This is a genomic window from Streptomyces sp. LHD-70, from assembly GCF_031157275.1.
In the GTDB taxonomy this organism is placed as follows: Bacteria; Actinomycetota; Actinomycetes; order Streptomycetales; family Streptomycetaceae; genus Streptomyces.
Map to the genome: position 1 here is coordinate 152,016 of NZ_JAVIFW010000014.1, position 23,923 is coordinate 175,938.

The window sequence follows — 23,923 nt, forward strand, 5'->3', positions numbered from 1 at the left end:
TGACGCACTGTTGCCGGCCCCGCTCCCCGGGCGATCCTCGGACCAACGGAGGACGCACCGAGAAGGAGCAAGACATGGACATCGGAGTACTGGGCCCGCTCGTGGCCCGTGCACACGGCATGTCCGTCGCCCCGACCGCGGGCAAGCCCCGCCAGATCCTGGCGCTGCTCGCGCTGCACCCAGGGCAAGTAGTGACCGCATCCGCGCTGATGGAGGAGGTGTGGGGGGAGGATCTGCCGCGCAGCGCCAGCACCACCCTGCAGTCCTACATCCGGCAGTTGCGCTGCTGCCTGCGGCGGGCGCTGGCGGTGGCGGGCAAGGGGGACGTCAAGGACGTACTGGCGACCCGGCACGGCGGGTATCTGCTGGACATCGACCCCGAATGCGTCGACGTGGCCGCCTTTGAGCGGCTGGTGGCCTCGGGCCGGGCGGCCTGGTCGGCGGGTGACCTGGCCGCCGCGGCCGGGCGGTTCGCCGACGCGCTGGCCATCTGGCGCGGCCCGGCGCTGGTCGATGTGAGCGCCGGCCGGCTGCTGGAGGTGCAGCTGCTGCGCCTGGACGAGATGCGACTAGCGGCCCTGGAGGCGCGGATCGCCGCGGACCTGGAACTTGGCCGCCATGCCGAGCTGCTGGGCGAGCTGGCCGCGCTGTCGGCGCTGCATCCCACGTACGAGAACATCCACGCCATGCACATGCTGGCGCTGCACCGTGCGGGGCGCACCGGGGACGCGCTGGAGGCGTTCCACCGGCTGCGCGGCATGCTCGTCGAGCAGCTGGGCGTGGAGCCCGCCCCACAGGTGCAGCGGCTGCTGCAGTCGATCCTGTCAGCCGATCCGCAGCTGCGTCGGCACGGCCGTGCGGACGGTCCGCTGCCCGTCCGGCTGGTGGGCTGAGGCTGAGGGGGCCTGCCGGCCGCGGGAGATCTCGTGTGTGGTGTTCTCGCGGTCGGTACGGAAGAGCAGCGCGACCCAGCTGCGGTACGGGGACCAGGCCGAGGCGATACGGTGCAGGGCCGCCGTGTCGGTCGCGTCCACGCCGTACGCCTCGCTCATCGAGGCGTGCAGCCGGCGTTCCTGGGACGCGAAGTGATCGGGGTGCCCGGCGCCGCGGATCAGGATCAGTTCGGCCGAGAATGGTCCGATCCCGGAGATCTTGCACAGCCGCTGCAGCGCGTCGCCGGGGTCGAGGGAGCGCAGGACCGCGGGGTCCAGCTCGCCGTCGAGGGCCGCGCGGGAGACCGCGTGCAGGCGTTCGGACTTCACCGACGGCAGTCCCGGCACCTCCGGCAGTGCCAGCAGGGTCTGCGGGGACGGGAAGGCGGGTACCTCAAGTCCGCCCACGTCCACGGGCGTTCCGTACTTCCGCGCGATGCGGGTGCGGATCGAGGCCGCCTGCACGATACGGATGCGGTGGCCGATCACGGCCCAAGCAGCGGCCTCGTAGGGCGAGTTGAAGCACACTGGGCGCAGTCCCGGATACAGCCCCTGGAGCCGCCCGACGATCTCGTCCCGCTCTCCGACGGCCGGGAAGCTGCTGCCGTCCACATCCAGCGACAGGATGCGGGCGGCTTGTTTCCGTACCGCCTCCGGGTCGCCTTCGCCGTACGGCTCGACGAGCACCCTGCCGTCCGTCGCCTCGGGATCGGGGTGTACGAGGGCGCCGGCGGGCGTCCATTCGTCGTCCAGCGCGAACGCGAAGCGCAGGGATTCGAAGTCCTGGGGACCAGATCCGGTGACGGCGGTGGAGCAGGCGGGAGCGGCCTTCGGCGCTGCCCCGCCGTTGTTCTTGTAGTCCGCGGGCGCGAAGCCCTGCTGGAAGCGGATGGCGGCGGCCAGGGAGAAGGGGCCCTGGGGGCGGATCCGGAGCGGGGTGGCCATGGCGTACTCCTTGCTGCTTGCTTGTGGCGCGGCGGTCCCCCGTGGCCGGCACGGGGGACCGGCCACGGGGGGCGTGCGGTCAGCCCTTGTCGTGGATGGTGATCGTGTAGCCGTCCGGGTCGACGAAGGCGAAGGTGCGGCCGAAGGGGCCGTCGAACGGCTCGACGGCGATCGGGCGCCCGGCCTTGGTGACCCGCGCGTACACGGCCTCGGAATCGTCGGCCAGCAGCCACAGGGCCACGCCCCAGCCGAGCTTGTCGGTGGCGTCCAGGTCGACGACCGGGGTGCGGACCGCGAAGGGGATGGGCCGGGTGGTGAAGACCACGGCCTCCGGTGGCGACGCCGGGGCGCGGGTCAAGCCGATCACATCGGTGTAGAAGGCGGCGGACTTCTCCAAGTCGCGCACCTGGATGGCGGCGAAGTCGATGCCCTTGACGTCGGTCATGGTTTTTCTCCTGGTGGGTCGGGTGTACGGGTTCCGTACGGTGTGGTGGTCAGCGAGTGGACAGCAGGACCGGCAGCTTCTCCAGGCCGTGCAGCGTCAAGTTCGTACGCCACGACGGCCGTTCGGTGGCCGATTCGATCCTCGGGAAGGCGCGCAGCAGCTCGCGGAAGGCGATTCGGCCCTCCAGGCGGGCCAGGCCCGCGCCGATGCAGTAGTGGATGCCGCCGCCGAAGGACATCGGGCGCACGCGGGTGCGGGTGAGGTCCAGGCGGTCGGGGTCGGGGTAACGGTCCGGGTCGCGGTTGGCGGCGCCCAGCAGCACGACGATGGATTCGCCAGCCGGGACGGTGGTGCCGCTGATGTCCAGGTCCTCGAAGGCGGTGCGCATGGTGAGCTGCACCGAGCAGTCGTAGCGCAGCAGTTCCTCGACGGCGCCAGGCAGCAGGCTCTCGTCCGCGCGCAGCCGTTCCAGCTGGTCGGGGGCCCGGAGCAGGGCGAGCATGCCGTTGCCGATGAGGCTGGTGGTGGTCTCGAAGCCCGCGCCGAAGAGGAACTGGACCATGCTGTTCAGCTCGGACGGTGTCAGCCGGTCGCCGTCGATCTCGGCGGCCGCGAGCTGGGAGATCAGGTCCTCGCGCGGGTGGGCGCGCCGCTCGGCGATCAACACATCGAAGTACGCGTTGAGTTCGGTGGCCGCCTCGTCCGCCAGCGCGAGCTGCGCGGGTGAAGGCGAGGGCTCCACGCAGAGCACCACCTGCCGTATCAGCCGGTGGAACATCGGCCAGTCCGCGCGCGGTACGCCCAGCAGCGAACCGATGACCGCGACCGGCAGCGGGAAGGCGAAGGTCTCCAGGAGGTCCACCTCGCCGCCATCCTTCAGCGGTTCGAGGAGTTCGGCGACCCGCGCCTCGATGGCGGGCTCCCAGCCAGCCACCGCGCGGGGTGTGAAGACCTTGCTGACCAGGCTGCGGCGGCGGGTGTGCACCGGCGGGTTGGCCCAGATCAAGTGGTCGAGCATGCGGGTGAAGCAGGTGTGCCGCTCCCAGTCCGGGACGCCCTGGCTGTGGATGAAGGCCTGTACGTCCTTGCCGACGCCGGGGGCCTGCATGACGTGCTCGGCGTCCGCGTACCGGCTCAGCACCCAGTGGCCGGTGAAGCTGCGGTGTACGGGCGCGGTCCGGCGGAGTTCGCGGTACGTCTCGTAGGGTTCGCCGGCCACGGCGGGGTCGCGGAAGAGCGAGGCGATGAGCTGGTCGGCGTGGTGCACCGGTGGGGCGGTCATCGGAAACCTCCGGTCGGAGCGACGGGGCGACGGGGCGACGGGGCGATCAAGCAGCGCCTTCGATGGGGCGATTGATCAGCCTCACTGAGGATCAGTGTAAGGGATTATTTGTCACGCTGCCATATCAAACGGAAGGCGGGAGGGAACGAGTCGTACGCGTGCAGGCACGAGCCGTTCCCTCCCGCCTCGCCACCGCCCTCAGGCGGTCTCCGGCACCACCGCCGTGATCAGCGTCTGCGGTCCGGCCGGGCAGCGCCGCGCCGCGACCTTCGTGAAGCCGGCCTCGCGCAGCCAGCCCTGGTACTCGTCCAGGGCATAGCCCGAGCCCTCGCTGGTCAGCAGCATCTGGAGGCTGAAGAACCCGGCGACCGGGTTGTCCATTGGGCGCTCCACGTCCGGTACGAACTCGAAGACCGCGACCGTGCCGCCGGGCCGCAGTGCCGCGCGAGCGCGGCGCAGCAGGGACAGCGCCTCATTCTCCGAGTACCCGTGCAGCAGATTGCTGAGCAGCGCGAGGTCGTACGACGTGCCCCAGTCCAGCTCCCGCAGCTCGCCGCCGCGGAAGGTGACCTTTTCCGACAGGCCGGCCGCCTCGGTCTGCTCCGCGGCCAGCTTTGCCACGTCGGGCCGGTCCAGACCCACCGCGCGGGCATTCAGCAGCCGGGCCAGAGCCCGGGTGTAGCCGCCCGAGCCGCAGCCCGCGTCCAGCAGGGACGGTTCGGCGGGCAGGCCCGGCGCCGCCTCGCGCAGCGCCTGCGCGAGCCAGGGCGCGGCCGCCCCGCCGAGCTGGTCCAGATACGGCGTGACCTGCTCCCATACTCGGCTGCCGTCGTCGCCGAAGAGATCGTCGAAGGGCCGGTCGCCGCGCACCGCTTCGGTGAGCCGCGGCCACAGCGGGAAGTTGATCACCCGGTGCATGTGCCGCAGATCGCCGAGGTAGTTCGGCGCGCCGCGCACCAGGAAGGCGGCCGAGTCGGCGGGCAGCCGGTACCCGCCGTCACGCTGCCGTACGAGCAGCCCGAGCGCGTTCAGAGCACCGGTGAGCAGGCCCATCGCGCGCTCATTCGTGCCGGTGCTCTCTGCGAGCGCCGGGACCGTCCGCGTCCCCGCGGCGATCAGCGAGAAGACGTCCAGTTCGAGGGCGGCGACCAGGGTGCCGGTACGGGCGATGCCCCAGGACAGGTCGAGGATGCGGGCCGGGTCCGGCGGCGCCGGGCGGTCCTCGCAGGAGCCGTAACCGGTCGGCGCGGTGTCGTCGGCCACGGTCGCGGTCGGTGTGAACAGGTCGGTCATCGTTCAGCTCTCCATGACCGGGCGCTGCCCGCCGAGCCCGGAGATGAGCTTGATGAAGTCCTCGCGCTGCTCCAGCTCCCGTACGGGGTCGATGAGGTCCTGGGCCTTCTCCCAGTACTCGGTGCGCTTGCGGCGGGCGTCGTAGAAGAACCGGACAAAGGAGACGACGGTCTCGAAGAACTCGCGGTAGCTCTCCTCGTACGCCTTCTGGTGCGCCTCCTCGCGCTCCGGCTCGTCGAGAATCGCGTCGATGGTCTTCGCGGCCTGCGACGCGCTCTTCATCGCGAGCATCACGCCGGTGGAGAACAGCGGGTCGACGAACGCGGCCGCGTCCCCGGCCATCAGATATCCCGGCCCGGAGAACTTCTCCGAGACGTAACTCCAGTCCTTTGTCGCCCGGTAGTCCGCGATCCGCACCGCGCCGGCCAGCTGCCGCTTGGCCTCTCGGCTGGTCTCCAGCTTGCTGTGGAAGTACTCGGGCAGCGTCATCCCGGACCGCCCGAAGGCGTCGTTCGGCCCGACGAACCCGACGCTCCGCGTCCCGTCGCTGAACGGAATCACCCAGACCCAGCCATCGGGGTGATACTCCGTCAGGATGTTGCCGCGATCGCTCCCCTCGAAGAACTCACCACCCTGGAAGTACGTCCACACGGCGATATTCCGCAGGTCCTCGTGCCAGTGCAGCTGGTCCATCCGGCGGGCAAGGAGCTTGGCCTGGCCCGAGGTGTCCAGCACGTACTGCGCGCGGACCTCGGTGGGCTCGCCCTGCTCGCCGAGGGTGTAACGCACGCCGGTGCAGCGTCCGTTGTCACCGGGCTCGAAGAGCGCCTCCGCGACAGTCGCCTCCTCGATGACGGTGGCGCCCAGCTCCCGGGCGTGCTGCAGCAGCACATTGTCGAACTCGGCGCGCTTGACCTCATACGCGTACTTCCACGGGCCGCCGTCGCCGAAGTAGACGGTCCACAGCTCGCGTTCGGCGCCCCACAGGAGGGTGATGCCGTACTTGCGCTGGAAGGCATCCGACTCGATCTTCTCCCTGGCGCCGAGCTCCTCCAGTACCGGGACCACGCCCGGCACCAGGGACTCGCCGACGTGGTAGCGCGGGAACTTCTCCTTCTCCAGCAGCAAGACGTTGCGGCCCGCCTTCGCGAGCAGGCCGGCGGCGGTCGAGCCGGCCGGCCCGCCGCCTATCACGATGACGTCGTACTCGGTGGTCATGAAGATCTCCTTCAAGCGTCAGGGACGGGCCGCGGACGGCTGCTGGTGATGTCTCAAGGATCGAAGTTGATCTCGGCCTCCCTCAATCGGATGTTTTCACCATGCGCCAACTGATTGTCAGCATCCCTGATTGTCAGTTACGGTGATGGAATCTCGCCGGGTCGCCCGGCGTTACCTACGAGAGAAGAGCCCGCCCATGACCGCCGACACCGGCCCAGACACCAGAAGCCTGAAACCCGTTTCGGTCGACATCGCCGTGGTAGGCGCGGGTCCCGCCGGCCTCTTCGCCGCGTACTACGCGGGCCTGCGCGGTCTGCGCGTCGCCCTGCTGGACTCGCTGCCGCACCCCGGCGGCCAGGTCGCCGCCCTCTACCCCGAAAAGCGCATCCACGACATCGCCGGCCTCCCCGCCGTGCATGGCCGCGAACTGATCGACAACCTGCTGCTGCAAGTCGCCCCCTTCGAACCGGAGTGGCTGCTCGGCCACACCGCCGTCTCCCTCAACCGCTCGGCGAACGGGGGTGGTTGGGTCATCGGTACGGACCAGGGCGGCGACGTACGCTGCGGCGCGGTCGTGGTCACCGGGGGAGTCGGCAGCTTCACGCCCCGGCGACTGCCGGCCGGAGACTCGTACGAAGGCCGCGGCGTCACGTACCACGTGGCGCGGCTGGCGGACCACCGCGGCCAGGACGTCGTCGTGGTCGGCGGCGGCGACAGCGCGGTGGACTGGGCCCTCGCCCTCGAACCGCTGGCCCGCTCGGTCACCCTCGTCCACCGCACCGACCGCTTCCGCGCCCAGGCGCACAGCGTCGACCTGCTGCGCCGATCGAGTGTCGAGGTGGTGACGGGCGCTCAGGTCACGGCCTGCCACGGCGTGGAGCGGCTGTCGGCGGTGGACGTCACGGTGACAGGCTCCGAGGGCAGCCCGGAACGCCGCGACTGCCAGGCCATGATCGCCGCGCTCGGCTTCACGGCCCGCCTCGGCCCGATCGGCCAATGGGGAATGGCCCTGGTCGGCAACAGGATCCTGGTCGGTACGGACATGCAGACCGACGTACCGGGTGTGTTCGCCGCCGGCGACATCGCCACGTACCCCGGCCGGGTCCCTCTGATCGCGGTCGGCTTCGGTGAGGCGGCGACGGCCGTCAACAACGCGGTGGCGCGCGTCCGGCCGGACCTGGGTGCGGTGCCGGGACATTCCTCCGACGCCGTCATGCCACCGGCGCCGCAGCCGGTCCCGGCCCTGGCCGCAGCCTCCTGACCCGATGCCCGAGATCACGTAATCACGTATCAAGGAGAGATCGACCATGAGCTATGTCATCGGTGAACCGTGCATCGACGTGATGGACCGCTCGTGCATGGAGGAATGCCCGGTCGACGCGATCTACCCGGGCGAGCGCATGATGTACATCAACCCCACCGAATGCATCGGCTGCGGATCGTGCGCGCTGACCTGCCCGACCCAGGCCATCAAGCCCGTACAGAAGCTGCCGGACAGGTGGAAGCCCTTCCGCGAGGCCGCCGCCGACCTCTTCGCGGGCCTGGGTGACACCCCCGGCGGCAGCAACATGGCCGAGCGGGTCCCGGACTCGCCGCTGGTGGATCAGCGCGTACGAGCGGGGAGCTGAGGTGACCGCGATGTCTCTTCAGGAACTGGCCGCCGGGCCCTCCCCCGAAGCCACCGCGACGGGCGCGCTCGCCGCCCTGGCCGTCGTCATCGTCGTCGCAGCCGCAGCGGGGAAACTCGCCGGCAAGCTCCGCCAGCCCGTGGTCGTCGGCGAAATCGCCGCGGGGGTGCTCCTGGGCCCCAGCGCCCTTGGCCTCCTCCCCGGCAATCCCACCGACTCCCTGTTCCCGCCCCCCGTCGTCAGCATCCTCGGCGGCATGGCCCAACTTGCCATCGCCTGCTACATGTTCGGCGTCGGGTACGAGACCGACCTCGGCGAACTGCGCCGCCGCCCGCGGGGGGTGGCGGCCGTCGCCGGCGCGGCCACAGCCGTCCCGATGCTCGGCGGTATCGGCCTCGGCTTCCTGATCACGGCACTACCGGGCGGGAGCGGCTACGGCCCACTCCTCCCCATCTTCACCGGCATCCTCCTCTCCATCACGGCCGTCCCCGTCCTGACCCGGGTCCTGGATGAACGCGGCCTGCGCTCGACACCCGCCGGCGTCGTCAGCCTCGGCGCCGCCGCGGCCTGCGACGGCATCGCCTGGCTCCTGTTGGCCGGAGCCATCTCCCTGAGCGGCGGCAGCCACACCACCCACAGCCCACTGATGGTCTGCGCCCTGCTGGCCGCCTTCACCCTCGTCCTCTTCACGGTGGGCCGCAGGCTGCTCGGCTACGCCCTGGCGCGGGTGGATTCCCTCCCCAGCATGGCGGCACTGACCGGCATCCTCCTCGCCTCCGCCTGGTTCACCTCCTGGCTCGGCCTGCACGCCGTCTTCGGCGCCCTGCTGTGCGGCATCGCCGCCCCCCGCCGCCCCGACGGCACCCCCCACCCGGTCGTACTCACCCGCCTCCGCGGCCTGGGCACCCTCCTCCTCCCCGCCTTCTTCGTCGTCGCCGGCCTCGGCGTACACCTCAACGGCATCGACGCCGCAACCTGGCTGCTCCTGGCCTTGGTCTGCGCCACAGCGGTGGCAGTGAAGCTGTTCCCCTCCGCGGCCGGCGCGAGGCTGTCCGGCCTGGACCGCCACCAGTCCCTGACGGTCGGCGCCCTGATGAACACCCGAGGCCTGACGGAACTGATCGCCGTACAAGTCGCGTACACGGCCGGTGTGATCGACACCCGCCTGTACGCGGTCTTCGTCCTGATGGCGCTGCTGACGACGGCGGTGACGGGTCCGCTGCTGGACCTGATCGAGTCCCGCCGGGGCCGTACCCGCATCAAGGCGACCCCGGCGCCGACACCGGAACAGGGGTCGGCATCGGCGTCAAGGAACCCTCAACTGGTCCTCGACTCAGTTCCCTGAGGCCCGTCAGGAGGGTGATGTCGCGCCTGATACGGCCCGGGTGGCAGCCGACACGGCCGCTCCCCGGGCCGCATGCCGCCGCCTTCGAACGTGCGCGAGAAGAGCGGCTCGTTCCAGACCCGGAGGGACGCTCCGGGGCATCCAGCCATACGGTGGTGCCAGTACCTGCGATGGTGAGGCCGAACGGGGTGACGTCAGGGCGGCACACTCCTCATGCCGTGGCCACGCGAGACGCTGACCGCGGGCCTTCATGAACTGCACCGGACCGGTAAACCGGCCACCTGCACTCCACCCGTCCTCGGCCACGACGAGACGGCGGACCACTGCGTCCTGGTGCCTGTACTGGGTCCCCAGGGGCGAGGACGATACCTCCGGCGGGCACTGCGCGACCCGCGCGTAGGGGAGGTCCCGTACGCCGCGCGTCGCGATGATCCGGTCGTACGGGGCGTGCGGTTCGTACCCCCGAAGGCCGTCACCGGGTGGCGGACCGCTGTCCGGAGACGGCGGGGGCGGAGGCTCGATCGACGCTGGCCCGCACCGTAGTTGCCACCGTCTGTCATGGCTGATTCTCCTTCTCTCTTGGGGTGGCCTGTCGGCCTTGCCGGTGCCCCAGGGCCGGCACCGCTGAGTGCGGGTGCCGCCGAATCTCGACGTTCACGTCTGACACACATCGCATCCGGCGACCGGCGGAGGGTCGGACGCCCACAGATGCGTCGGCTCAACCGGCGCTGTGAAGTACGTCGTTCAGTCGCTCGTGGAGTCCGCCCCCTCTCATATTCCGATGTACGGAACCGTCAGGAACGGTGAGCAGCCGGAAGCCAGAAGGTTCTACGGGATTGCACGCAGGTTCACTCCGGGGTGTCCAGCGCATCCATGGCCGCCGTGATCAGCGCACGGGCGTCGACTCCAAAGACCGCCAGTTCGGCCAGCTCCGCGAACGTCCCGGCATACAGGGCGAGCTCACCGGGTTGTGTAACGGTGAGGTAGCCGGAGACCAGCTCGACATTGACCTGAACCGTGCCATAGATCCAGAACCCCTCGACGGGCCAGCGCGCACGGTCCGGCCGCATGAGCACGACGCCGAAGCTCACATGGGGCAGCCAAGCGATGGTGATCAGCTGCCCGATCATCGCCTCTGCGGCGCCGATACCGGACCGCAGGACGGATTCCTCGACGAGGAATGCTCTTGGCCCGGCCATGACCCAGCCGTCCAGGGCGGGCAGCAGAAGATCACGCGCTCGGGAACGCGGAGGCCAGCGCATCTGCTCCCCGGCCTCCGCATTGGTGAACGTGCAGTCGTACTCGTACCGGACATAGCCACTGATCGGCTCGGACACGACCCACAGGCGGCGAATGGCGACACCCCCTGCCGGTCGCCTCGACGACCACGTCGAGCCACGGGCGCCACCACGCAGCGCGGTCCGCGGGATCCTCCCGGTGCCCCTCTTGCCAGCGGACGAACGCGGGGTCGTCGCGCGTGTAGCTGTCCCGCAACTTCAAGAGTGCCGGAACACGGGTTCGGGACGCCGGGCCGCACATGCCGTGGACGCAACTGCGTTGACCGCCCCTCGAACGCGTACCGGGTCTCGGCACACACCGAAACACAAATAATCTCGGTTACGGATTGACGGGAATCCGAATCATCAGCAATCCTGATTGTTGTGAAGCCGACACCACGAACGGGTCGGTTCCGATCTCAGGAGGTCGACCACGCCATGGGGAATCCCCGGTACGCCTTCGTCTTCCCGGGCCAGGGCAGCCAGTACGTGGGCATGGGGGCGGAGCTGCGCGCTGCCTCCCCGCTGCTCGACCGGACGCTGCGCCGGGCCGGACAGCTCACTGGACAGGATGTGGCCGGCGCGATGCTGCGCGGGCCCGAGGAGCGGCTGGCCGACACCGTGAATACCCAGCTGTCGGTGTTCGCGGTGTCCGTCGCGCTGCATGAAGCCGTCACCGAGCGCGGGCTGCGGCCCGTCGCGGTCGCGGGGCACAGCCTCGGCGAGTACGCGGCGCTGGTCGCCGGCGGCTGGCTGGAGCTGGACGACGCACTGATCGCCGTCGCCCGCCGGGCCAAGGCCATGCGGGCCTGCTGCGCCCGTACGGAAGGTGCGATGGCGGCGGTGCTCGGGCTGAGGCCCGAAGCGCTGGTCCGTCTCGCCGCGGACGGGCCGGCCGATGCTGTTGTGGCCAATGCCAACAGTCCTAAGCAGTCCGTTATTTCGGGCACCGCCGATGCCGTTGCCAAGCTCGGGGAGCTGGCGCTGGAGCGCGGCGCGAGTGCCGTGATCCCGCTGACCGTTGATGGTGCCTTCCATTCGCCGCTGATGGGGGAGGCGGAGGAGCGGCTACTGCCGCTGGTTGCCGAACTGCCCTTGAAGAAAGGGCGGATACCGATCGTCAGTTCGGTGAGTGGGGAGGTTGTCACCGATCCGCGCACCTACCGGGCGCTGCTTGCCCGGCAGATCACCTCGCCCGTGCGGTGGGCCGACGTCATGGTGCGGCTGCGCGGGCTGTCGGTCGGCGCCTTCGCCGAGGTCGGGCCCGGGAAGGTGCTGCGCGGGCTGTTCCGCCACCTCGACCGGCGGATTCCCGTCGTTGGCGTCGGCTCGTTCGCCGATTGCCTGGAGATCACCGGGACTGCTGCCGGCACTGCTTCCGCCGTCGCGGAACGCGCGGCCTGACCGCCATCCGAGTTCCACCGGCCAATAAGGAGATCAGCACATGCGTCGAGTTGCCATCACCGGACTTGGGGTTCTGGCCCCCAACGGAGTCGGTGCCAAGAATTTCGCCGAGGGGCTGTGGGAGGGGAGGAGCGGGGTCGACCGGATCCGGCCCTTCGATCCCAGTGGGTTCAATTCGCAGATCGCGGGGCAGTTGCCGGCCGTCGAGCTGCCGGGGAGTGAGGCCACCGAGCCGGACGGGGACGACCGCGTCGTACGGATCGCGCTCGCCGCGGCGCGCGAGGCCATGGCGCACGCCGGGCTCGCGGGAGGGGAGGGCCTCGATCCGTACCGGAGCGGCGCCGTCATCGCCAACGCCATCGGCGGTACACGGTTCATGACCGAGCACTTCCCGGACATTACGAAGAACGGGACCGAGCCGATCGATGTGGCCGCCGCTCATCCGCGGCTGCATCTGTCCGCGACCTTCAATACGCCGACGGCCGCGGTCGCCGACTCGTACGGGCTGCGCGGGCCGTCCGTCACCGTGACGACCGGCTGCACGGGCGGCAATGACGCCGTCGGGTTCGCCTTCGACGCCATCCGGCGCGGGGAGGCCGATGTGATGGTCGCGGGGGCCGCGGAGGCGCCGGTCACCCCGTTCGTGGTCGCCTGCTTCGACGTCATCGGGGCGCTGTCCGTTCGGAACGCCGATCCCGAGCACGCCTCGCGCCCCTTCGACCGTGAGCGCGACGGGTTCGTGCTGGCCGAGGGCGCCGGCATCGCAGTACTGGAGGAGTGGGAGCACGCCAAGGCGCGCGGCGCCACGATCCTCGGTGAGGTGCTGGGGTTCGGGTCGACGGCCAACGCCTTCCATATGACCGACCTCGCCGAGCACGGGACCGATCTTGCGCGGTCCTTCCAGCTTGCGCTGGACGACGCCCGGCTCGCCGGCGAGCGGATCGGTTACGTCAACGCGCACGGCAGTTCGACTCCGCAGAACGACGTGTGCGAGACCAATGCCGTCAAGCGAGTGCTCGGCGCGCATGCGTACGACGTGCCGGTCAGTTCCATCAAGTCGATGGTCGGGCACGCGCTCGCGGCCGCCAACGCGTTGGAGTTCGTCGCCTCAGTGCTCGTGTTGAAAGACCGGATGCTGCCGCCGACGATCAACCACAGTGCGTCCGGCGAGCACTGCGATCTGGACTACGTGCCCAACACCGCCCGCGAGGCCACGGTCGACGCGATCGCCAGCCTCTCCAGCGGGTTCGGCGGGATCCACTCCACTGTCGTACTCGGTCGCGCCTGAGCCCCAACTACGTTTCGAGTCAGGAGAGTTGAGAGATGCGTAAGGTTGTCATCACCGGGGTCGGGCTGGTTCTGCCCAGTGCCGGGAACACCGAAGAATTCTGGGATCTGCTCACGAGTGGGCGTACCGCCACCACGCCCATCGACCGCTTCCCGGCCGGGGAGTACGCGGGCGGGCACGCCGGTGTCGTGGACGACACGGCACTGTCGGCGATACCGCTGCGGCAGCGCAAGCGGATGGACCGTTTCTGCGCGCTGGCCATGGCCGCCGCGCACAGCGCCCTGGACGACGCCGGCCTGGCGGAGGAGGCCGGGGGCCCGTCCGAAAGTGCCGCCGCGGTGGAGCGTACAGGCGTGTACCTGGGCAACATGTACGGCGGCTGGGAGATCACCGAGCCGAGCATGCGCAAGCTGTGCCAGATCGGGTACGGCGGCGTCAGCCCGTACATCGCCTCGGCGTGGTTCCCGACCGCACCGCAGGGCCAGATCAGCATCAACTGGGGCTTCAAGGGCTTCAGTAAGACGGTGGCCGCCGATACGGCCAGTGGCAGTGTCGCGGTCGGGTACGCGGCCCGCGCGGTCGCCGAGGGGCGCGCCGATGTGATGCTCGCGGGCGGCGCGGAGGCGCCGGTCACCCCGTACACATACACCTTCTGCCACACCAGCGGACGGCTCACCGACGGTGAGTACCGGCCCTTCGGTGAGGGTGCGGACGGATACCGGGTCGGTGAGGGCGGGGTCGTCTTCGTCCTGGAGGCCGAGGAGAGCGCGCTGGCGCGCGGCGCCCGGCCGCTCGCCGAGATCGCGGGCTTCGCGACCGGGCACGCGGTTGGGGACGACGTCTTCGGAACGGCCGGCGCCGAGGTCATGGCGCATGTCGCCGCCACCGCGCTCAAGGAGGCCGGTGTCGAGGCGGGTGAGCTGGGGGTCGTCGGACTGGACGCGCAGGGGGAGTCGGCGGCCGACGCCACCGAGGTGGCGGCGCTGCGCACGCTCCTAGGTGACGCGGCGGGCCAGGTGCCGTGCACCACCGCCAAGCCGGCCACCGGGCATCTGCTTGGCGCCGCGCCCGTGGTGGATCTGCTGGCCGGGCTGCTGGCGATACGGAAGGGGGCCGTGCCACCGGTCGCCGCGCCGGACGCCGCGGCGACCGGTCTGGACGTGGTCACGGGCGCCGCTCGCGAACGCGCCGTACGCAGCGCGCTGGTCAACGCCCGCGGCGCCGACGGGACCGTCGCCGCGCTCGCCCTCAAAGCCATCTGATCAAGGCCGTCCGAACGGAGCGTCCGCATGGCTTGTCTGCGGACCGACACCAGCCACGCGTACGACCAGCTGTGCCGCCCGCTCGGCGGCCAACCAACGGTCGTCTGGCGCACCCGGGTCCATCGCAACCGCACCGAACACATCCATACCGCAAACAGGGAGAACACCATGACCGCCACCGCCGTCATCGACCGCGACACCGTCCACGCCCGCCTGCTGGCCGCCTTCGCCGAACTGGGCATTGAGGAGGCCGAGATCACGCCGGATACCCAGCTCCGCGCCGACCTGGACATCGACTCGGCCGAACTGGTCGAGATCGTCGCCTCGCTGGCCGGCGGCAAGGCGCCCGACGGCAAGGCCCTGAAGGACGTCCGCACGGTCGCCCAGCTGACCGGCTTTCTGCAGCAGCACCAGATCTAATCCCCCCTGGGGGCGTCCCTCCCTCTGGGACGCCCCCGGCCCGCACCTCTCCCGGAGGCCCGTAATGCCGTACGCACCGCAGACCCTCCCCGCTCCTGTCGCCGCGCCGCGCGCCGCGGCCCGTCCCGGCCCCCGCCTGATCGACCTCAGTGTCGTGACCGGGCCGACGCCCAGTGAGGCCACGCCGGTCGCGATCGACGTGCTGGACCACCGGGCCGGCGCCGCGGTGCTCGGCCGCGGCCGGCTCGGCCCCGACGACTTCCCAGGCGGCATGGCCATCTCCAACGAGACGGTCACGCTCACCACGCACACCGGTACGCACATGGACGCGCCGCTGCATTACGGACCGGAGTCCGGCGGAGCCCCCGCCAAGAGCATCGACCAAGTGCCCCTGGAGTGGTGCTACGGGCCCGGCGTGCGTCTGGACCTGCGCCACGTACCGCCCGGCGAGGCCATCACGCCCGGCCAGCTGGCCGCAGCGCTCGACGTCATCGGCCATGAACTCACCCCCGGCGACATCACGTTGCTGTGGACCGGCGCCGACCGCCTGTGGGGCTCGCCCGACTACCTGACGACGTACGCGGGGCTCTCCGGCGAGGGCACGGCGTACCTCGTCGAGCGGGGCGTGCGCACGATCGGCATCGACGCCTGGGGGCTGGACCGGCCGATGCACGCGATGATCGAGGAGTACGAGCGGACCGGGGACCGCGGCGCGCTGTGGCCCGCCCATGTGTACGGCCGCGAGCACGAGTACCTCCAGCTGGAGAAGCTCGCTCACCTGGAGCGGCTGCCCGCGCCCACCGGGTTCACCCTCGCCTGTTTCCCGGTCGCGGTCGGCGGTGCGGGCGCGGGCTGGACCCGCGTCGTGGCCATCGCCCCGCAGGACGCGGACGCGTAGGGGTGCGGCCATGGACGCCGTCCGAGCCGTCCGTCTCGGCATCGATGTCACGGACGCCCGTGCCTGGGCCGCCCGTCTCACCCGCTGCCCCGGGCTGGCCGCCACCGCCTTCACCGGGCGTGAGCTGAGTGAGACCGGCGCTGAACCCGGCGCTTTGGCTTCGGTCTGGGCGATCAAGGAAGCGGTGGTCAAGGCGCTGGGCACGGGCTTCGCGGGCATCGGATGGCGCGGAGTGGAGGTGCGCTCGCCCGCGGGCCGCCCCGCATCTGTGCGGCTCACCGGTGACCTGCCGCCGTGGGTGTACGACAGCGACGCCGTACGCCTGGCCGTACGAGGTCCGCACTCCGCTGCCGACGCGCCGCGCACCCTCCTCGCAGCGGTCGCCCTGACCGCCCCGACGGGACCGGGGACGCACATCGTCGCGACCGCTCGCACCGACCAAGTCCGCGACGTATTCGACGGCCCTCGGGCGGGCCGCGCGGCCCGGGCGGGAGCCGCCGTACGCCGTACCGCCGAGCGCGCCGCACGGGCCGTGCTGGAACCGTACGACGGCCCCTGGACGTGGACCCGTACCGAACAGGGCGCCCCCCTGCTCCGCACAAGAGACGGGCGCCACCTGCCCGTTGCGCTGTCGCACGGCGCGGGCATCACGGCGGCGCTCGTCGCCGCACCCGCGCCCCGCACGGCAAGCGACTCGACACCGACGACTGCGACGACTAGTCAACAGTCGCTCCTGCTGACTATCATTGACGATGATTATTTGCTGGAAGGGGTGAGCGCGAGTGACTGAGCACGATTCCGCCGGGACCGGATGGCTGCTGCAAGTCGCGGCGGTGCGCAGGTCCCAGTTCCTGAAGGAGGCGCTGCGCCCGCACGGCGTACGCCCCCGCTGGTACGGCGTACTGGTCACGCTGGCCGAGTCCGGACCGCTGCCCCAGCAGCAGCTCGGCGAAACACTCGGCATCGACCGTACGACCATGGTCGGGCTCATCGACCAGCTGGAGGAAGAGGCCCTGCTCCAGCGCAGGCGCAGCCCAGACGACCGCCGCCGCTATCTCATCGGGCTCACGGCGGAGGGCGAGCGGCACGCCAAGGGCATGCTCGTGGTCGGCTCCGAGGCCGACGCCGAGCTGCTCGCCGGGCTGACCCCGCACGAGATCCGCACGCTCGACGAACTGCTGGCCCGCATCGCGGACCAGCCCGCCGCGCCACAGCCCGCCGAGCCAGACTCGGCCACGCCACAGCCCACCGCGCCGCCGCTCGCTACGCTTGGCGGCGCCGCCGAGCCGCGGCGGGCGGCCAAGTAGTAGCGGCCCCGGAGGAACGAAATGGAAGCCGAACCGATGACCAGGCCGACCCTGCGGCAACAAGACCTTTCGCCGGAACTGACCGTCTCCGTCGGCTTCCTGCTCAGCAAGGCCGCCGAACTGGTCACCGCCGACTTCGAGCAGTCGCTGCGCCCGTACGGCATCAAGGCCCGGGACTACGGTGTGCTCACCCTCCTCCACCAGCACGGGCCGCTCTCCCAGCAGCGCATCGGCGAGAGGCTGAAGATCGACCGTACGACCATGGTCTCGGTCGTCGACGACCTGGAGGGCGTGGGCCTGGTCGAGCGGATGCGCGACCCGGAGGACCGCCGGCGCTACGCCGTCACCATGACGGAGAAGGGCCGCGAGCTCTTCGGCGGGGCGCTGGCCCAGGTCGACCGCGAGGTGCACGACGCGTTCCTCACCCCGCTCACCGACGGTGAGCGCTCGGGCCTGGTGGACATGCTGCTGCGGCTGGTCTCGCACTCCTCGGAGTGATTCGCGTACGTACGTGATGAAGGGCCGGACCCCCGCACCGGGGTCCGGCCCTTCGGCGTACGTACGCGCCCATGTACCTACGAGTCTTCAGAACCGCCGTCGCTACAACGGGCAGTCCGGGCGGGCCACCGACGGCGGATGGTGCACCGCGGCGCCCGGGCAGAGCACCTTCACCACCCGCCCGCCGTCCGGCGCCGCGAACGGCACCACCAGCGGCTCGTGCCCGAAGCGCCGGTGCGCCTGCTCCACCCAGTCGGTGACCGGGCGGCGCGGTACGGCGAGCCCGCGCTGGACGTTCAGCCGCAGCAGGTCCAGATGCGGACCGCCCTCCCGCCAGCCGGCCAGCCGGGCCGCGTGCGCGCGCAGGAACGCCGCGCGCAGCGCCTGCCGCGGACCGGAGCCCGCCGCCACACCGAAACCCGCCGCGGCCCCGCCGCCCGCGTGGATCACGGACAGCACCACCGTGAACGGCAGCTGCAGCCAACAGAACGCCTCGACGCTCAGGCCGTGCGCGTCCGACACCGCCATGACCGACTCCGGGAGCAGCCGCCGCGGCGCCAGCCGCACCAGCCGCGGCCGGGGCCGCTGCCACCAGCGGACCGCGATGTCCGCCGCCAGAACGTCCGCGACGGTGGGGCCGACGAGGGAAGCGACAGACTCGATGGACGCGACACTGGACGGGCGGCCGCCGGGCCGGTTGTCGGGAGGGCCGCTGCCCGGCGCCTGGTACTCCGTCCCCGCCAGCCCGTGCGTATGCCGTGTGGCGTGAAGAGGCAGCGGCAGGGCGATCTCCGCCGGTACGCCGTACGCGCGGCCGCTGCTCGCGCCGTACGCCCGCAGCGCCGGCCCCTCCCCGATATACGCCTCGGGGGCGAAGTCGCCCGCCCGCAGCGGCCGGTCGCCGGGACCGGCCGCCTCGGGTCCGGGACCGTCCCCGGCCGCCCGGTGGAAGGTCTGCACGATCCTGAGCAGACCGGCCGCCGACGCCTCCGCCTCCACGGCCGTGAACCCGCAGGCGATCGCCGTGATCCGGCGCCCGGCCGCGTGGTCCGTCAGCCGGGCACCGTGCACCGAACCGCAGACCAGTGACTTCTCCATCTGGCGCTCCATCTGCCGCGGACTGCTCACTGGGCCTCCTCTCGGTCCGTTCCGGTCATCTCGTTCCGCTCCGTCAGCCGGCGCCTTCCAGCAGTTCCTTGAGGCGCCGCAGTTCCTCGGCCATCGCCGTACGCTGCCCCTTCGCACGCTCCGGCGGAGCCCCCGCCGGCAACCGGACCGTGAAGTGGACGGCGGTGCCGGCATCCGTCCGCCGCAGGTCCAGCACGGCCTGCTCCTCACGGCCGTGGATCAGCGAGTTGATGGTGCAGGCTGCGGCGCCGTCGCCCGGAGGGACCGGCTCGGTCTCGATCCAGGTCTCGATCGGCCCCATCGGCGTATCGACCGGGTAGCGGCGGCCGTCGGCCGACTCCCCGACGCTGCGGAAGAAGCCGGTCCAGGAGGGCAGGTTGGGGACCTCGCGTACGTAACCGCGGACAGCCTCCGGGGTGCGCGCGATGTCGATCTGTGCGGTGCAGGTGGTCATGGCGTGCTCGCTTTCTCAAAGTGGTCGGCGAAGCAGTCGAGGATCTTGCCGAGGCGGGCCTCGAAGCGTTCCCGGTACGCCGCCGAGCGGGCCGCGTACGCCGCGTCGCTCTCCTCCGGCGTACGGATCAGGGCGTACTGCCGCGCCGCGGTGGCCCGGCAGCCGCGCCCGTCGGCGGTCTCGGCGAAGCGCCACTGCCCGAGGTGGACGGACATCCCCGGCGGGGGGTCCGGGCTGAAGAACGCGATGTCCTCACGGCTGTCCCTGAAGCGCAGCGTACGAACCTGTTCAAGGCGCCCGTCCCGCTCCACCTCCATTGCGAACTCCTGGTGCACGCCGTCGTCGTAGCGCACCTCGACCTCGCTGATGCGGTCCCAGATGCGGTACCAGCCGGTGATGTCCCAGAAGACCTCGGCCGCGCCCGGCGGCGAGGCCGCAAGCTGCCGGGCGACCTCGATGCGCTCGGTCGCGGCGGGCGCGGTCACGCCCGTGCTCCCTTCTCCTCCGCCGCCTTCCGGAAGAGATCCAGATTGATCTTCAGAAAGCCGTGCAGCTTCTCGGCGAACGCCTCCTCGGCGCCGGCCGGCGTGTTCTCGTCAAGGAGCCGGAAGTCGCGCGCCGCGGTCACGGTCGTACGGCCGTCCCGCTCGGTGAAGGTCCACAGCCCGGTCATCCGGGACAGGCCCGGCGGCGGGGTGGTCTGGACAAGCTCCAGCTCGTACGGCGCGCGGCAGTACCGCACCCCGCGGACGGTCTCGTTGCCGCCGGGGCGCTCCACCGTCATGGAGAACTCCTGGTTGTACCCGTCCATGTAATGCACGTCGACACCGACCACGTCCGGCAGTACGTCGCACCAGCCGTCCAGGTCCGCGTACACGCCGTACACCGTCTCGATGGGCGCGCCCACGGTCATCGTCTCGGAGATCCGCATGGCCGCTCAGCCTTCCTTCTTCGCGTCGCCGGAAGCGCCGGACGGCTTGCCGAGTACGGCCTGCCAGGACGCGAGCGCCAGCCGCGAGTGGCCGGCCAGCATCTCCTCGACCTGTACGGCGGTGGAACGGTCGGGCGTCGCCGGGTAGACCTCGGCGGCGATCTCCGGCTCGAGGTTCCACAGGTGGGTGACCTCGACGAGCGTGCGGTCCGCGCCCTCCGGGCCTTCCTGCGGGATAAAGCGCCAGATCCCCGCGTGGTGGCGCAGGAAGCGCGGTGGCTGCGGCTGGAAGAACTCGATCTGGCGGTAACGGCAGTTACGTATCGAGCGCACCCGGAGCGGCGAGCCGTCGGTCTCCGAGGCGACCGTCATCCAGAACTCCTGGTACTGGCCGTCGTCGTAACTCACGTCGATCTGCTGGACGTGTGGGAGATGCACCGGCCACTCGGTCACCTTGAACAGCGCGTCGTACACGGTGTCCACCGGGCTGTCGATGATCAGCGTCTCCAGGCAGCTGAAGTCGAAGCAGTCCGCGGTGTCCACGGTGCGGGCCGGCTCCGGACTGGCAACCGCGGCGCGGGCCTCGGGCCTGCTCCCGGTCATCGTGCTGGTCGTCATGGGCGTGTCCTCTCTCGTCGGACAGGTACGTCGTGTACGTCGGGCGGTTCGCCGGACAGGTACATCGGCAGCCAGTGTTCTGGCGCCCGGCCCGCCCGCGACATCCCCAGATCTGTGCAAACACGCCGGTCGGGGCGGTGCGTACCTGCGTAGTGGGACGTGTGGCAGGGCGGATGACGAGGTGACTCCCGCGATTCCCCGGCGGGACCCCTCTCGTGCCCCTCTCGGACCCCTGTGCGGCTCCACAGGGACAGCGGCGGCCCGGCCTAACGTGCTGAATGAGCCGGACCGCGCCGCGACGGCGCCGGTCACCGCACTGCCAACGGTCGATGCCAACAGGGGGCACGCATGCCGGCACAGGCACCACTGCTCGTACGGACACCACCACGCATATCGGCAACCGCAACCACGGCGGCCAGCGCCACCGCGGCACCGCGCCCATCACTCGGATCCGGAACCAGAACCGCACCGCACCCCGAGTTCCGCCCGCAGGAGATCAGGCCGCAGAGCAATCCCCTCGTACGGCAGCGGATCGCAGCCGACGGGCGGACCGTCCGCTGGACCGCCACCGGTGGCGAGGGCACGCCGCTGCTCGTCCTACCCGGCTGGACCAGCCATCTCACCGTCGACTGGACCAGCGGCCCGGTGGCCGCTTTCCACCACGCGCTCTCCGAACGCTTCCGCCTCCTGCGGTACGACCCGCCAGGCATCGGCCTGTCGGCAGATTCGGACGCCGGAACCACTTCAGGCAGGACTTCACGCACCGGTCCGGATGCCGGTCCGCCCGACTTCTCCCTAGAACACCAGGTCGATCACGCCGAGGCGGTGATCGACGCCGCGGGCGGGGCTGCGGTGTCGGTCCTGGCCACCGGCTTCGCGGGCCCGGTCGCCCTCGCGCTGGCGGCGCGCCGGCCCGAACTCGTCCACAAACTCGTCCTGTTCGGGACCGCGGCCTCCTTCCTCGCGGACCCCGACCACCCCGACGGGCTGGGCCCGTCCGTCCCGAAGGCGATCGAGGGGCTCGTACGGGCGGACTGGCGGCTGGGCTCGCGGGTGGTCGCCGAACTGCTGCTGCCGGGTGTGGCCCCTGAGGAAGTGCTCTGGTACAGCGAGTACCAGCGCATCTGCGCGACGGCCGGCGCCGCGGCGGCGATGCTGCGCGCCAACTGCGCGCTGGAGGCACGCGCTCTGCTCGCGGACGTAAGCGCTCCGCTGCTGGCGCTTCGCAAGCAGGACTCGTACCTGGTGACCGCCTCGGTGGTGCGCCGCCTGGTGAACGCGGTAGCCGACGGGCGCTCGCGCACCTTGCCGGGCTCCTCCGCACTGCCCTACTTCGAGGGCCCGGCAGCCGTGGTCTCCGAGGTCGAAGCATTCCTGCGCCCCGAGCACGGCCGGCTCACCGCCCGCGAACTGACCGTACTGGCCCGGCTGCGCGAGGGCCTGTCCAACCGGGCGATCGCCCGCGAGCTGGGGATATCCGAGCACACCACGGCCCGGCACCTGGCCAACGTGAACGTGAAGCTTGGCGTGAACAGCCGCGGCGCCGCCGTGGCCAGGGCGGTGGAGCTCTCCCTGCTGTGACGTTCCGCCCGCTCCAGCGGGACTCCAGGAGGACTCCCCTGCGTCTCGACCACACTGACGGGCCGAGGAGGCCATCGTGACCCTTTCCGAACTTCGAGAACCGGTACTTCGAGATCCTGACCTTCGAGAACCGATCGTCATCACCACGGCCGGGCCTTCCGCGGACCTCGCGCCGCCGCTCCTGGTCCCGCCGCACGTTCCGGACCCCCAGCCCGACCCCGACCTGCGTGTGCTGACCGACCGGCTGCATGCCCGCCGGGCGCAGGCGCTTGCCGGGCCCGGCGAGAAGGCCACCGAGGCGCAGCGGCGGCGCGGCAAGCTGACCGTGCGCGAGCGTCTTGATCTTCTCTTCGATGACGGGACGTACACCGAGGTGGAGACGATGCGCAGGCATCGCGCGACCGGTTTCGGGCTGGAGGCGAAGAAGCCGTACACCGACGGTGTGGTCACCGGCTGGGGCACGGTCCACGGCCGGACGGTCTTCGTGTACGCGCACGACTTCCGGATCTTCGGCGGTGCGCTCGGCGAGGCGCACGCCGAGAAGATCCACAAGATCATGGACATGGCCGTTCAGGCAGGTGCGCCGCTGGTGTCGCTGAATGACGGCGCGGGGGCACGTATCCAGGAAGGCGTTTCGGCGCTGGCCGGTTACGGCGGGATCTTCGAGCGCAATACGAAGGCGAGCGGAGTAATCCCGCAGATCAGCGTGATGCTCGGGCCCTGCGCCGGCGGCGCCGCGTACAGCCCAGCCCTCACCGACTTCGTGTTCATGGTCCGCGACACTTCGCAGATGTTCATCACGGGCCCGGATGTGGTCCGCGCGGTGACCGGCGAGGAGATCTCCCACAACGGTCTCGGCGGCGCGGACGTGCACGCCGAGGTCTCCGGTGTGGCCCATTTCGCGTACGACGACGAGCAGAGTTGCCTCGAAGAGGTCCGTTACCTGCTGTCTCTCCTCCCCGCCAACAACCGGGAGCGGCCGCCGGCCGTCGCCGCCACCGACCCGGCCGAGCGGCGCTGCGAGGCGCTGCTGGACCTCGTACCGCTGGACGGCAACCGTCCGTACGACATGCGCAAGGTCATCGAGGAGATCGTCGACGACGGCGAGCACATGGAGGTGCACGAGGGCTGGGCCACCAGCGTGATCTGCACGCTGGCCAGGATCGACGGCCGGACGGTCGGCCTGATCGGCAATCAGCCGCTCTCGCTCGCCGGTGTCCTGGACATCCATTCCTCCGAAAAGGCAGCCCGCTTCGTGCAGTTGTGCGATGCGTTCAACATCCCGATCGTGACGCTGGTCGACGTACCGGGTTTCCTCCCGGGCGTCGACCAGGAGCACGGCGGCATCATCCGGCACGGCGCGAAGCTGCTGTACGCGTACTGCAACGCGACCGTCCCACGGATCTCGGTGGTGCTGCGGAAGGCGTACGGCGGCGCGTACATCGTCATGGACTCGCGCTCCATCGGTACGGATCTCTCGCTCGCCTGGCCCGCCAACGAGATCGCGGTGATGGGCGCGGAGGGCGCGGCGAACGTCATCTTCCGCCGCCGGATCGCAGCGTCCCGCAACCCCGAGGTGACCCGGGAACGCCTGGTCAAAGAGTACAAGTCCGAGCTGATGCACCCGTATTACGCGGCCGAGCGCGGGCTGGTCGACGACGTGATCGACCCGGCCGACACCCGGCTGATGCTCGTACGGGGCCTGGCCATGCTGCGTGCCAAGCAGCAGGTCCTGCCGTCGCGCAAACACGGAAATCCGCCGGTGTGAG

At 70.8% G+C, this 23,923-nt stretch carries 25 protein-coding genes and 3 pseudogenes; 14 read left to right on the forward strand and 14 right to left on the reverse strand.

The window, feature by feature from the left end:
* Window positions 1-74 precede the first annotated feature (74 nt).
* Complete coding sequence (locus RCO28_RS26310) at window positions 75-893, forward strand: AfsR/SARP family transcriptional regulator (RefSeq protein ID WP_308943740.1); 819 nt, start codon at window positions 75-77, stop codon at window positions 891-893.
* Here the strand turns inward: RCO28_RS26310 and RCO28_RS26315 are convergent.
* The 5 genes from RCO28_RS26315 to RCO28_RS26335 form a co-directional block, all read right to left on the reverse strand.
* On the reverse strand, window positions 825-1,877 hold the full coding sequence (locus RCO28_RS26315) for a DNA-3-methyladenine glycosylase 2 family protein (protein ID WP_308943741.1): 1,053 nt from the start codon (window positions 1,875-1,877) through the stop codon (window positions 825-827). The genes RCO28_RS26310 and RCO28_RS26315 overlap by 69 nt on opposite strands.
* Window positions 1,878-1,956: 79 nt before the next feature.
* A complete protein-coding gene (locus tag RCO28_RS26320; RefSeq protein WP_308943742.1) occupies window positions 1,957-2,322 on the reverse strand; it encodes a VOC family protein in 366 nt (121 codons plus the stop codon).
* A 49-nt stretch (window positions 2,323-2,371) separates the two neighbouring features.
* Complete coding sequence (locus RCO28_RS26325) at window positions 2,372-3,604, reverse strand: cytochrome P450 (protein ID WP_308943743.1); 1,233 nt, start codon at window positions 3,602-3,604, stop codon at window positions 2,372-2,374.
* A gap of 198 nt (window positions 3,605-3,802) precedes the next feature.
* Window positions 3,803-4,897, reverse strand: coding sequence for a class I SAM-dependent methyltransferase (locus tag RCO28_RS26330; RefSeq protein WP_308943744.1), 1,095 nt, complete (start codon window positions 4,895-4,897; stop codon window positions 3,803-3,805).
* A gap of 3 nt (window positions 4,898-4,900) precedes the next feature.
* Complete coding sequence (locus RCO28_RS26335; RefSeq protein ID WP_308943745.1) at window positions 4,901-6,115, reverse strand: NAD(P)/FAD-dependent oxidoreductase; 1,215 nt, start codon at window positions 6,113-6,115, stop codon at window positions 4,901-4,903.
* 196 nt (window positions 6,116-6,311) lie between these two features.
* On the opposite strand from RCO28_RS26335, the gene RCO28_RS26340 reads away from it, so the two are divergent.
* Genes RCO28_RS26340 through RCO28_RS26350 form a run of 3 tightly spaced genes read left to right on the forward strand, consistent with a single transcriptional unit; the run spans window position 6,312 to window position 9,088 of the window.
* Window positions 6,312-7,376, forward strand: coding sequence for an NAD(P)/FAD-dependent oxidoreductase (locus RCO28_RS26340; protein ID WP_308943746.1), 1,065 nt, complete (start codon window positions 6,312-6,314; stop codon window positions 7,374-7,376).
* A gap of 46 nt (window positions 7,377-7,422) precedes the next feature.
* Entirely contained in the window at window positions 7,423-7,743 is a 321-nt protein-coding gene (locus tag RCO28_RS26345) for a ferredoxin family protein (RefSeq protein ID WP_308943747.1), read from the forward strand.
* A 10-nt stretch (window positions 7,744-7,753) separates the two neighbouring features.
* Window positions 7,754-9,088 carry a cation:proton antiporter gene (locus RCO28_RS26350; protein WP_308943748.1) on the forward strand — a complete coding sequence of 445 codons (1,335 nt, stop codon included), beginning with the start codon at window positions 7,754-7,756 and terminating at the stop codon, window positions 9,086-9,088.
* A 6-nt stretch (window positions 9,089-9,094) separates the two neighbouring features.
* Here the strand turns inward: RCO28_RS26350 and RCO28_RS26355 are convergent, their stop codons facing one another.
* From RCO28_RS26355 to RCO28_RS39425, 4 genes and pseudogenes are all read right to left on the reverse strand, one after another.
* Window positions 9,095-9,655 (reverse strand): hypothetical protein, encoded by a 561-nt coding sequence (locus RCO28_RS26355; protein ID WP_308943794.1) that lies wholly within the window; start codon window positions 9,653-9,655, stop codon window positions 9,095-9,097.
* A gap of 281 nt (window positions 9,656-9,936) precedes the next feature.
* Window positions 9,937-10,272: pseudogene (locus tag RCO28_RS26360) on the reverse strand (Scr1 family TA system antitoxin-like transcriptional regulator); the annotation flags it as partial.
* Between the two features lie 57 nt (window positions 10,273-10,329).
* Window positions 10,330-10,425 (reverse strand): annotated as a pseudogene (locus tag RCO28_RS39420) (DUF6879 family protein); the annotation flags it as partial.
* Between the two features lie 79 nt (window positions 10,426-10,504).
* Window positions 10,505-10,627: pseudogene (locus tag RCO28_RS39425) on the reverse strand (hypothetical protein); the annotation flags it as partial.
* A 176-nt stretch (window positions 10,628-10,803) separates the two neighbouring features.
* On the opposite strand from RCO28_RS39425, the gene RCO28_RS26370 reads away from it, so the two are divergent.
* The 8 genes from RCO28_RS26370 to RCO28_RS26405 all read left to right on the forward strand — a co-directional run bounded on the left by RCO28_RS26370 (window position 10,804) and on the right by RCO28_RS26405 (window position 17,442).
* The gene (locus tag RCO28_RS26370) at window positions 10,804-11,769 is read left to right on the forward strand and encodes an ACP S-malonyltransferase (protein WP_308943749.1); all 966 of its coding nucleotides are present in this window, start codon (window positions 10,804-10,806) and stop codon (window positions 11,767-11,769) included.
* Between the two features lie 40 nt (window positions 11,770-11,809).
* Complete coding sequence (locus tag RCO28_RS26375; RefSeq protein ID WP_308943750.1) at window positions 11,810-13,057, forward strand: beta-ketoacyl-[acyl-carrier-protein] synthase family protein; 1,248 nt, start codon at window positions 11,810-11,812, stop codon at window positions 13,055-13,057.
* Between the two features lie 35 nt (window positions 13,058-13,092).
* Window positions 13,093-14,319 carry a beta-ketoacyl synthase N-terminal-like domain-containing protein gene (locus RCO28_RS26380; RefSeq protein ID WP_308943751.1) on the forward strand — a complete coding sequence of 409 codons (1,227 nt, stop codon included), beginning with the start codon at window positions 13,093-13,095 and terminating at the stop codon, window positions 14,317-14,319.
* Between the two features lie 27 nt (window positions 14,320-14,346).
* Window positions 14,347-14,739 carry a phosphopantetheine-binding protein gene (locus tag RCO28_RS26385; RefSeq protein ID WP_308943752.1) on the forward strand — a complete coding sequence of 131 codons (393 nt, stop codon included), beginning with the start codon at window positions 14,347-14,349 and terminating at the stop codon, window positions 14,737-14,739.
* A gap of 64 nt (window positions 14,740-14,803) precedes the next feature.
* The gene (locus RCO28_RS26390; RefSeq protein WP_308943753.1) at window positions 14,804-15,637 is read left to right on the forward strand and encodes a cyclase family protein; all 834 of its coding nucleotides are present in this window, start codon (window positions 14,804-14,806) and stop codon (window positions 15,635-15,637) included.
* A gap of 10 nt (window positions 15,638-15,647) precedes the next feature.
* Complete coding sequence (locus RCO28_RS26395; RefSeq protein ID WP_308943754.1) at window positions 15,648-16,427, forward strand: 4'-phosphopantetheinyl transferase superfamily protein; 780 nt, start codon at window positions 15,648-15,650, stop codon at window positions 16,425-16,427.
* The gene (locus RCO28_RS26400) at window positions 16,420-16,944 is read left to right on the forward strand and encodes a MarR family transcriptional regulator (RefSeq protein ID WP_308943755.1); all 525 of its coding nucleotides are present in this window, start codon (window positions 16,420-16,422) and stop codon (window positions 16,942-16,944) included. The genes RCO28_RS26395 and RCO28_RS26400 overlap by 8 nt, the downstream gene beginning before the upstream one ends.
* Before the next feature lie 36 nt (window positions 16,945-16,980).
* Window positions 16,981-17,442, forward strand: a complete 462-nt coding sequence (locus RCO28_RS26405) for a MarR family transcriptional regulator (RefSeq protein WP_308943756.1) — start codon at window positions 16,981-16,983, stop codon at window positions 17,440-17,442.
* A 102-nt stretch (window positions 17,443-17,544) separates the two neighbouring features.
* Here the strand turns inward: RCO28_RS26405 and RCO28_RS26410 are convergent, their stop codons facing one another.
* From RCO28_RS26410 to RCO28_RS26430, 5 genes are read right to left on the reverse strand one after another with little or no spacing between them, the layout of a single operon-like run.
* Window positions 17,545-18,570 carry a hypothetical protein gene (locus RCO28_RS26410; RefSeq protein WP_308943757.1) on the reverse strand — a complete coding sequence of 342 codons (1,026 nt, stop codon included), beginning with the start codon at window positions 18,568-18,570 and terminating at the stop codon, window positions 17,545-17,547.
* Window positions 18,571-18,613: 43 nt separating this feature from the next.
* Window positions 18,614-19,024, reverse strand: a complete 411-nt coding sequence (locus RCO28_RS26415; protein ID WP_308943758.1) for an SRPBCC family protein — start codon at window positions 19,022-19,024, stop codon at window positions 18,614-18,616.
* The gene (locus RCO28_RS26420) at window positions 19,021-19,509 is read right to left on the reverse strand and encodes a hypothetical protein (protein ID WP_308943759.1); all 489 of its coding nucleotides are present in this window, start codon (window positions 19,507-19,509) and stop codon (window positions 19,021-19,023) included. Before RCO28_RS26420 ends, RCO28_RS26415 begins: the two co-directional genes overlap by 4 nt.
* Window positions 19,506-19,955, reverse strand: coding sequence for an SRPBCC family protein (locus RCO28_RS26425; RefSeq protein ID WP_308943760.1), 450 nt, complete (start codon window positions 19,953-19,955; stop codon window positions 19,506-19,508). The genes RCO28_RS26420 and RCO28_RS26425 overlap by 4 nt, the downstream gene beginning before the upstream one ends.
* 6 nt (window positions 19,956-19,961) lie before the next feature.
* Window positions 19,962-20,573, reverse strand: coding sequence for a hypothetical protein (locus tag RCO28_RS26430; RefSeq protein ID WP_308943761.1), 612 nt, complete (start codon window positions 20,571-20,573; stop codon window positions 19,962-19,964).
* 348 nt (window positions 20,574-20,921) lie between these two features.
* Between RCO28_RS26430 and RCO28_RS26435 the strand changes: the two genes are divergently transcribed.
* The gene (locus RCO28_RS26435; RefSeq protein ID WP_308943762.1) at window positions 20,922-22,154 is read left to right on the forward strand and encodes an alpha/beta fold hydrolase; all 1,233 of its coding nucleotides are present in this window, start codon (window positions 20,922-20,924) and stop codon (window positions 22,152-22,154) included.
* Between the two features lie 229 nt (window positions 22,155-22,383).
* Window positions 22,384-23,922: an acyl-CoA carboxylase subunit beta gene (locus tag RCO28_RS26440; RefSeq protein WP_374991254.1), complete on the forward strand. Its 1,539-nt coding sequence runs from the start codon at window positions 22,384-22,386 to the stop codon at window positions 23,920-23,922.
* Window position 23,923: the final 1 nt, after the last annotated feature.

Coding starts and splice junctions, on each gene's coding strand:
- RCO28_RS26430 (WP_308943761.1), bottom strand. CDS start 20,573: ATGACGACCAGCACGATGACCGGGAGCAGGCCCGAGGCCCGCGCCGCG.
- RCO28_RS26310 (WP_308943740.1), top strand. CDS start 75: ATGGACATCGGAGTACTGGGCCCGCTCGTGGCCCGTGCACACGGCATG.
- RCO28_RS26405 (WP_308943756.1), top strand. CDS start 16,981: ATGACCAGGCCGACCCTGCGGCAACAAGACCTTTCGCCGGAACTGACC.
- RCO28_RS26350 (WP_308943748.1), top strand. CDS start 7,754: ATGTCTCTTCAGGAACTGGCCGCCGGGCCCTCCCCCGAAGCCACCGCG.
- RCO28_RS26325 (WP_308943743.1), bottom strand. CDS start 3,604: ATGACCGCCCCACCGGTGCACCACGCCGACCAGCTCATCGCCTCGCTC.
- RCO28_RS26320 (WP_308943742.1), bottom strand. CDS start 2,322: ATGACCGACGTCAAGGGCATCGACTTCGCCGCCATCCAGGTGCGCGAC.
- RCO28_RS26315 (WP_308943741.1), bottom strand. CDS start 1,877: ATGGCCACCCCGCTCCGGATCCGCCCCCAGGGCCCCTTCTCCCTGGCC.
- RCO28_RS26375 (WP_308943750.1), top strand. CDS start 11,810: ATGCGTCGAGTTGCCATCACCGGACTTGGGGTTCTGGCCCCCAACGGA.
- RCO28_RS26370 (WP_308943749.1), top strand. CDS start 10,804: ATGGGGAATCCCCGGTACGCCTTCGTCTTCCCGGGCCAGGGCAGCCAG.
- RCO28_RS26395 (WP_308943754.1), top strand. CDS start 15,648: ATGGACGCCGTCCGAGCCGTCCGTCTCGGCATCGATGTCACGGACGCC.
- RCO28_RS26415 (WP_308943758.1), bottom strand. CDS start 19,024: ATGACCACCTGCACCGCACAGATCGACATCGCGCGCACCCCGGAGGCT.
- RCO28_RS26425 (WP_308943760.1), bottom strand. CDS start 19,955: ATGCGGATCTCCGAGACGATGACCGTGGGCGCGCCCATCGAGACGGTG.
- RCO28_RS26435 (WP_308943762.1), top strand. CDS start 20,922: ATGCCGGCACAGGCACCACTGCTCGTACGGACACCACCACGCATATCG.
- RCO28_RS26380 (WP_308943751.1), top strand. CDS start 13,093: ATGCGTAAGGTTGTCATCACCGGGGTCGGGCTGGTTCTGCCCAGTGCC.
- RCO28_RS26340 (WP_308943746.1), top strand. CDS start 6,312: ATGACCGCCGACACCGGCCCAGACACCAGAAGCCTGAAACCCGTTTCG.
- RCO28_RS26385 (WP_308943752.1), top strand. CDS start 14,347: ATGGCTTGTCTGCGGACCGACACCAGCCACGCGTACGACCAGCTGTGC.
- RCO28_RS26390 (WP_308943753.1), top strand. CDS start 14,804: ATGCCGTACGCACCGCAGACCCTCCCCGCTCCTGTCGCCGCGCCGCGC.
- RCO28_RS26345 (WP_308943747.1), top strand. CDS start 7,423: ATGAGCTATGTCATCGGTGAACCGTGCATCGACGTGATGGACCGCTCG.
- RCO28_RS26330 (WP_308943744.1), bottom strand. CDS start 4,897: ATGACCGACCTGTTCACACCGACCGCGACCGTGGCCGACGACACCGCG.
- RCO28_RS26335 (WP_308943745.1), bottom strand. CDS start 6,115: ATGACCACCGAGTACGACGTCATCGTGATAGGCGGCGGGCCGGCCGGC.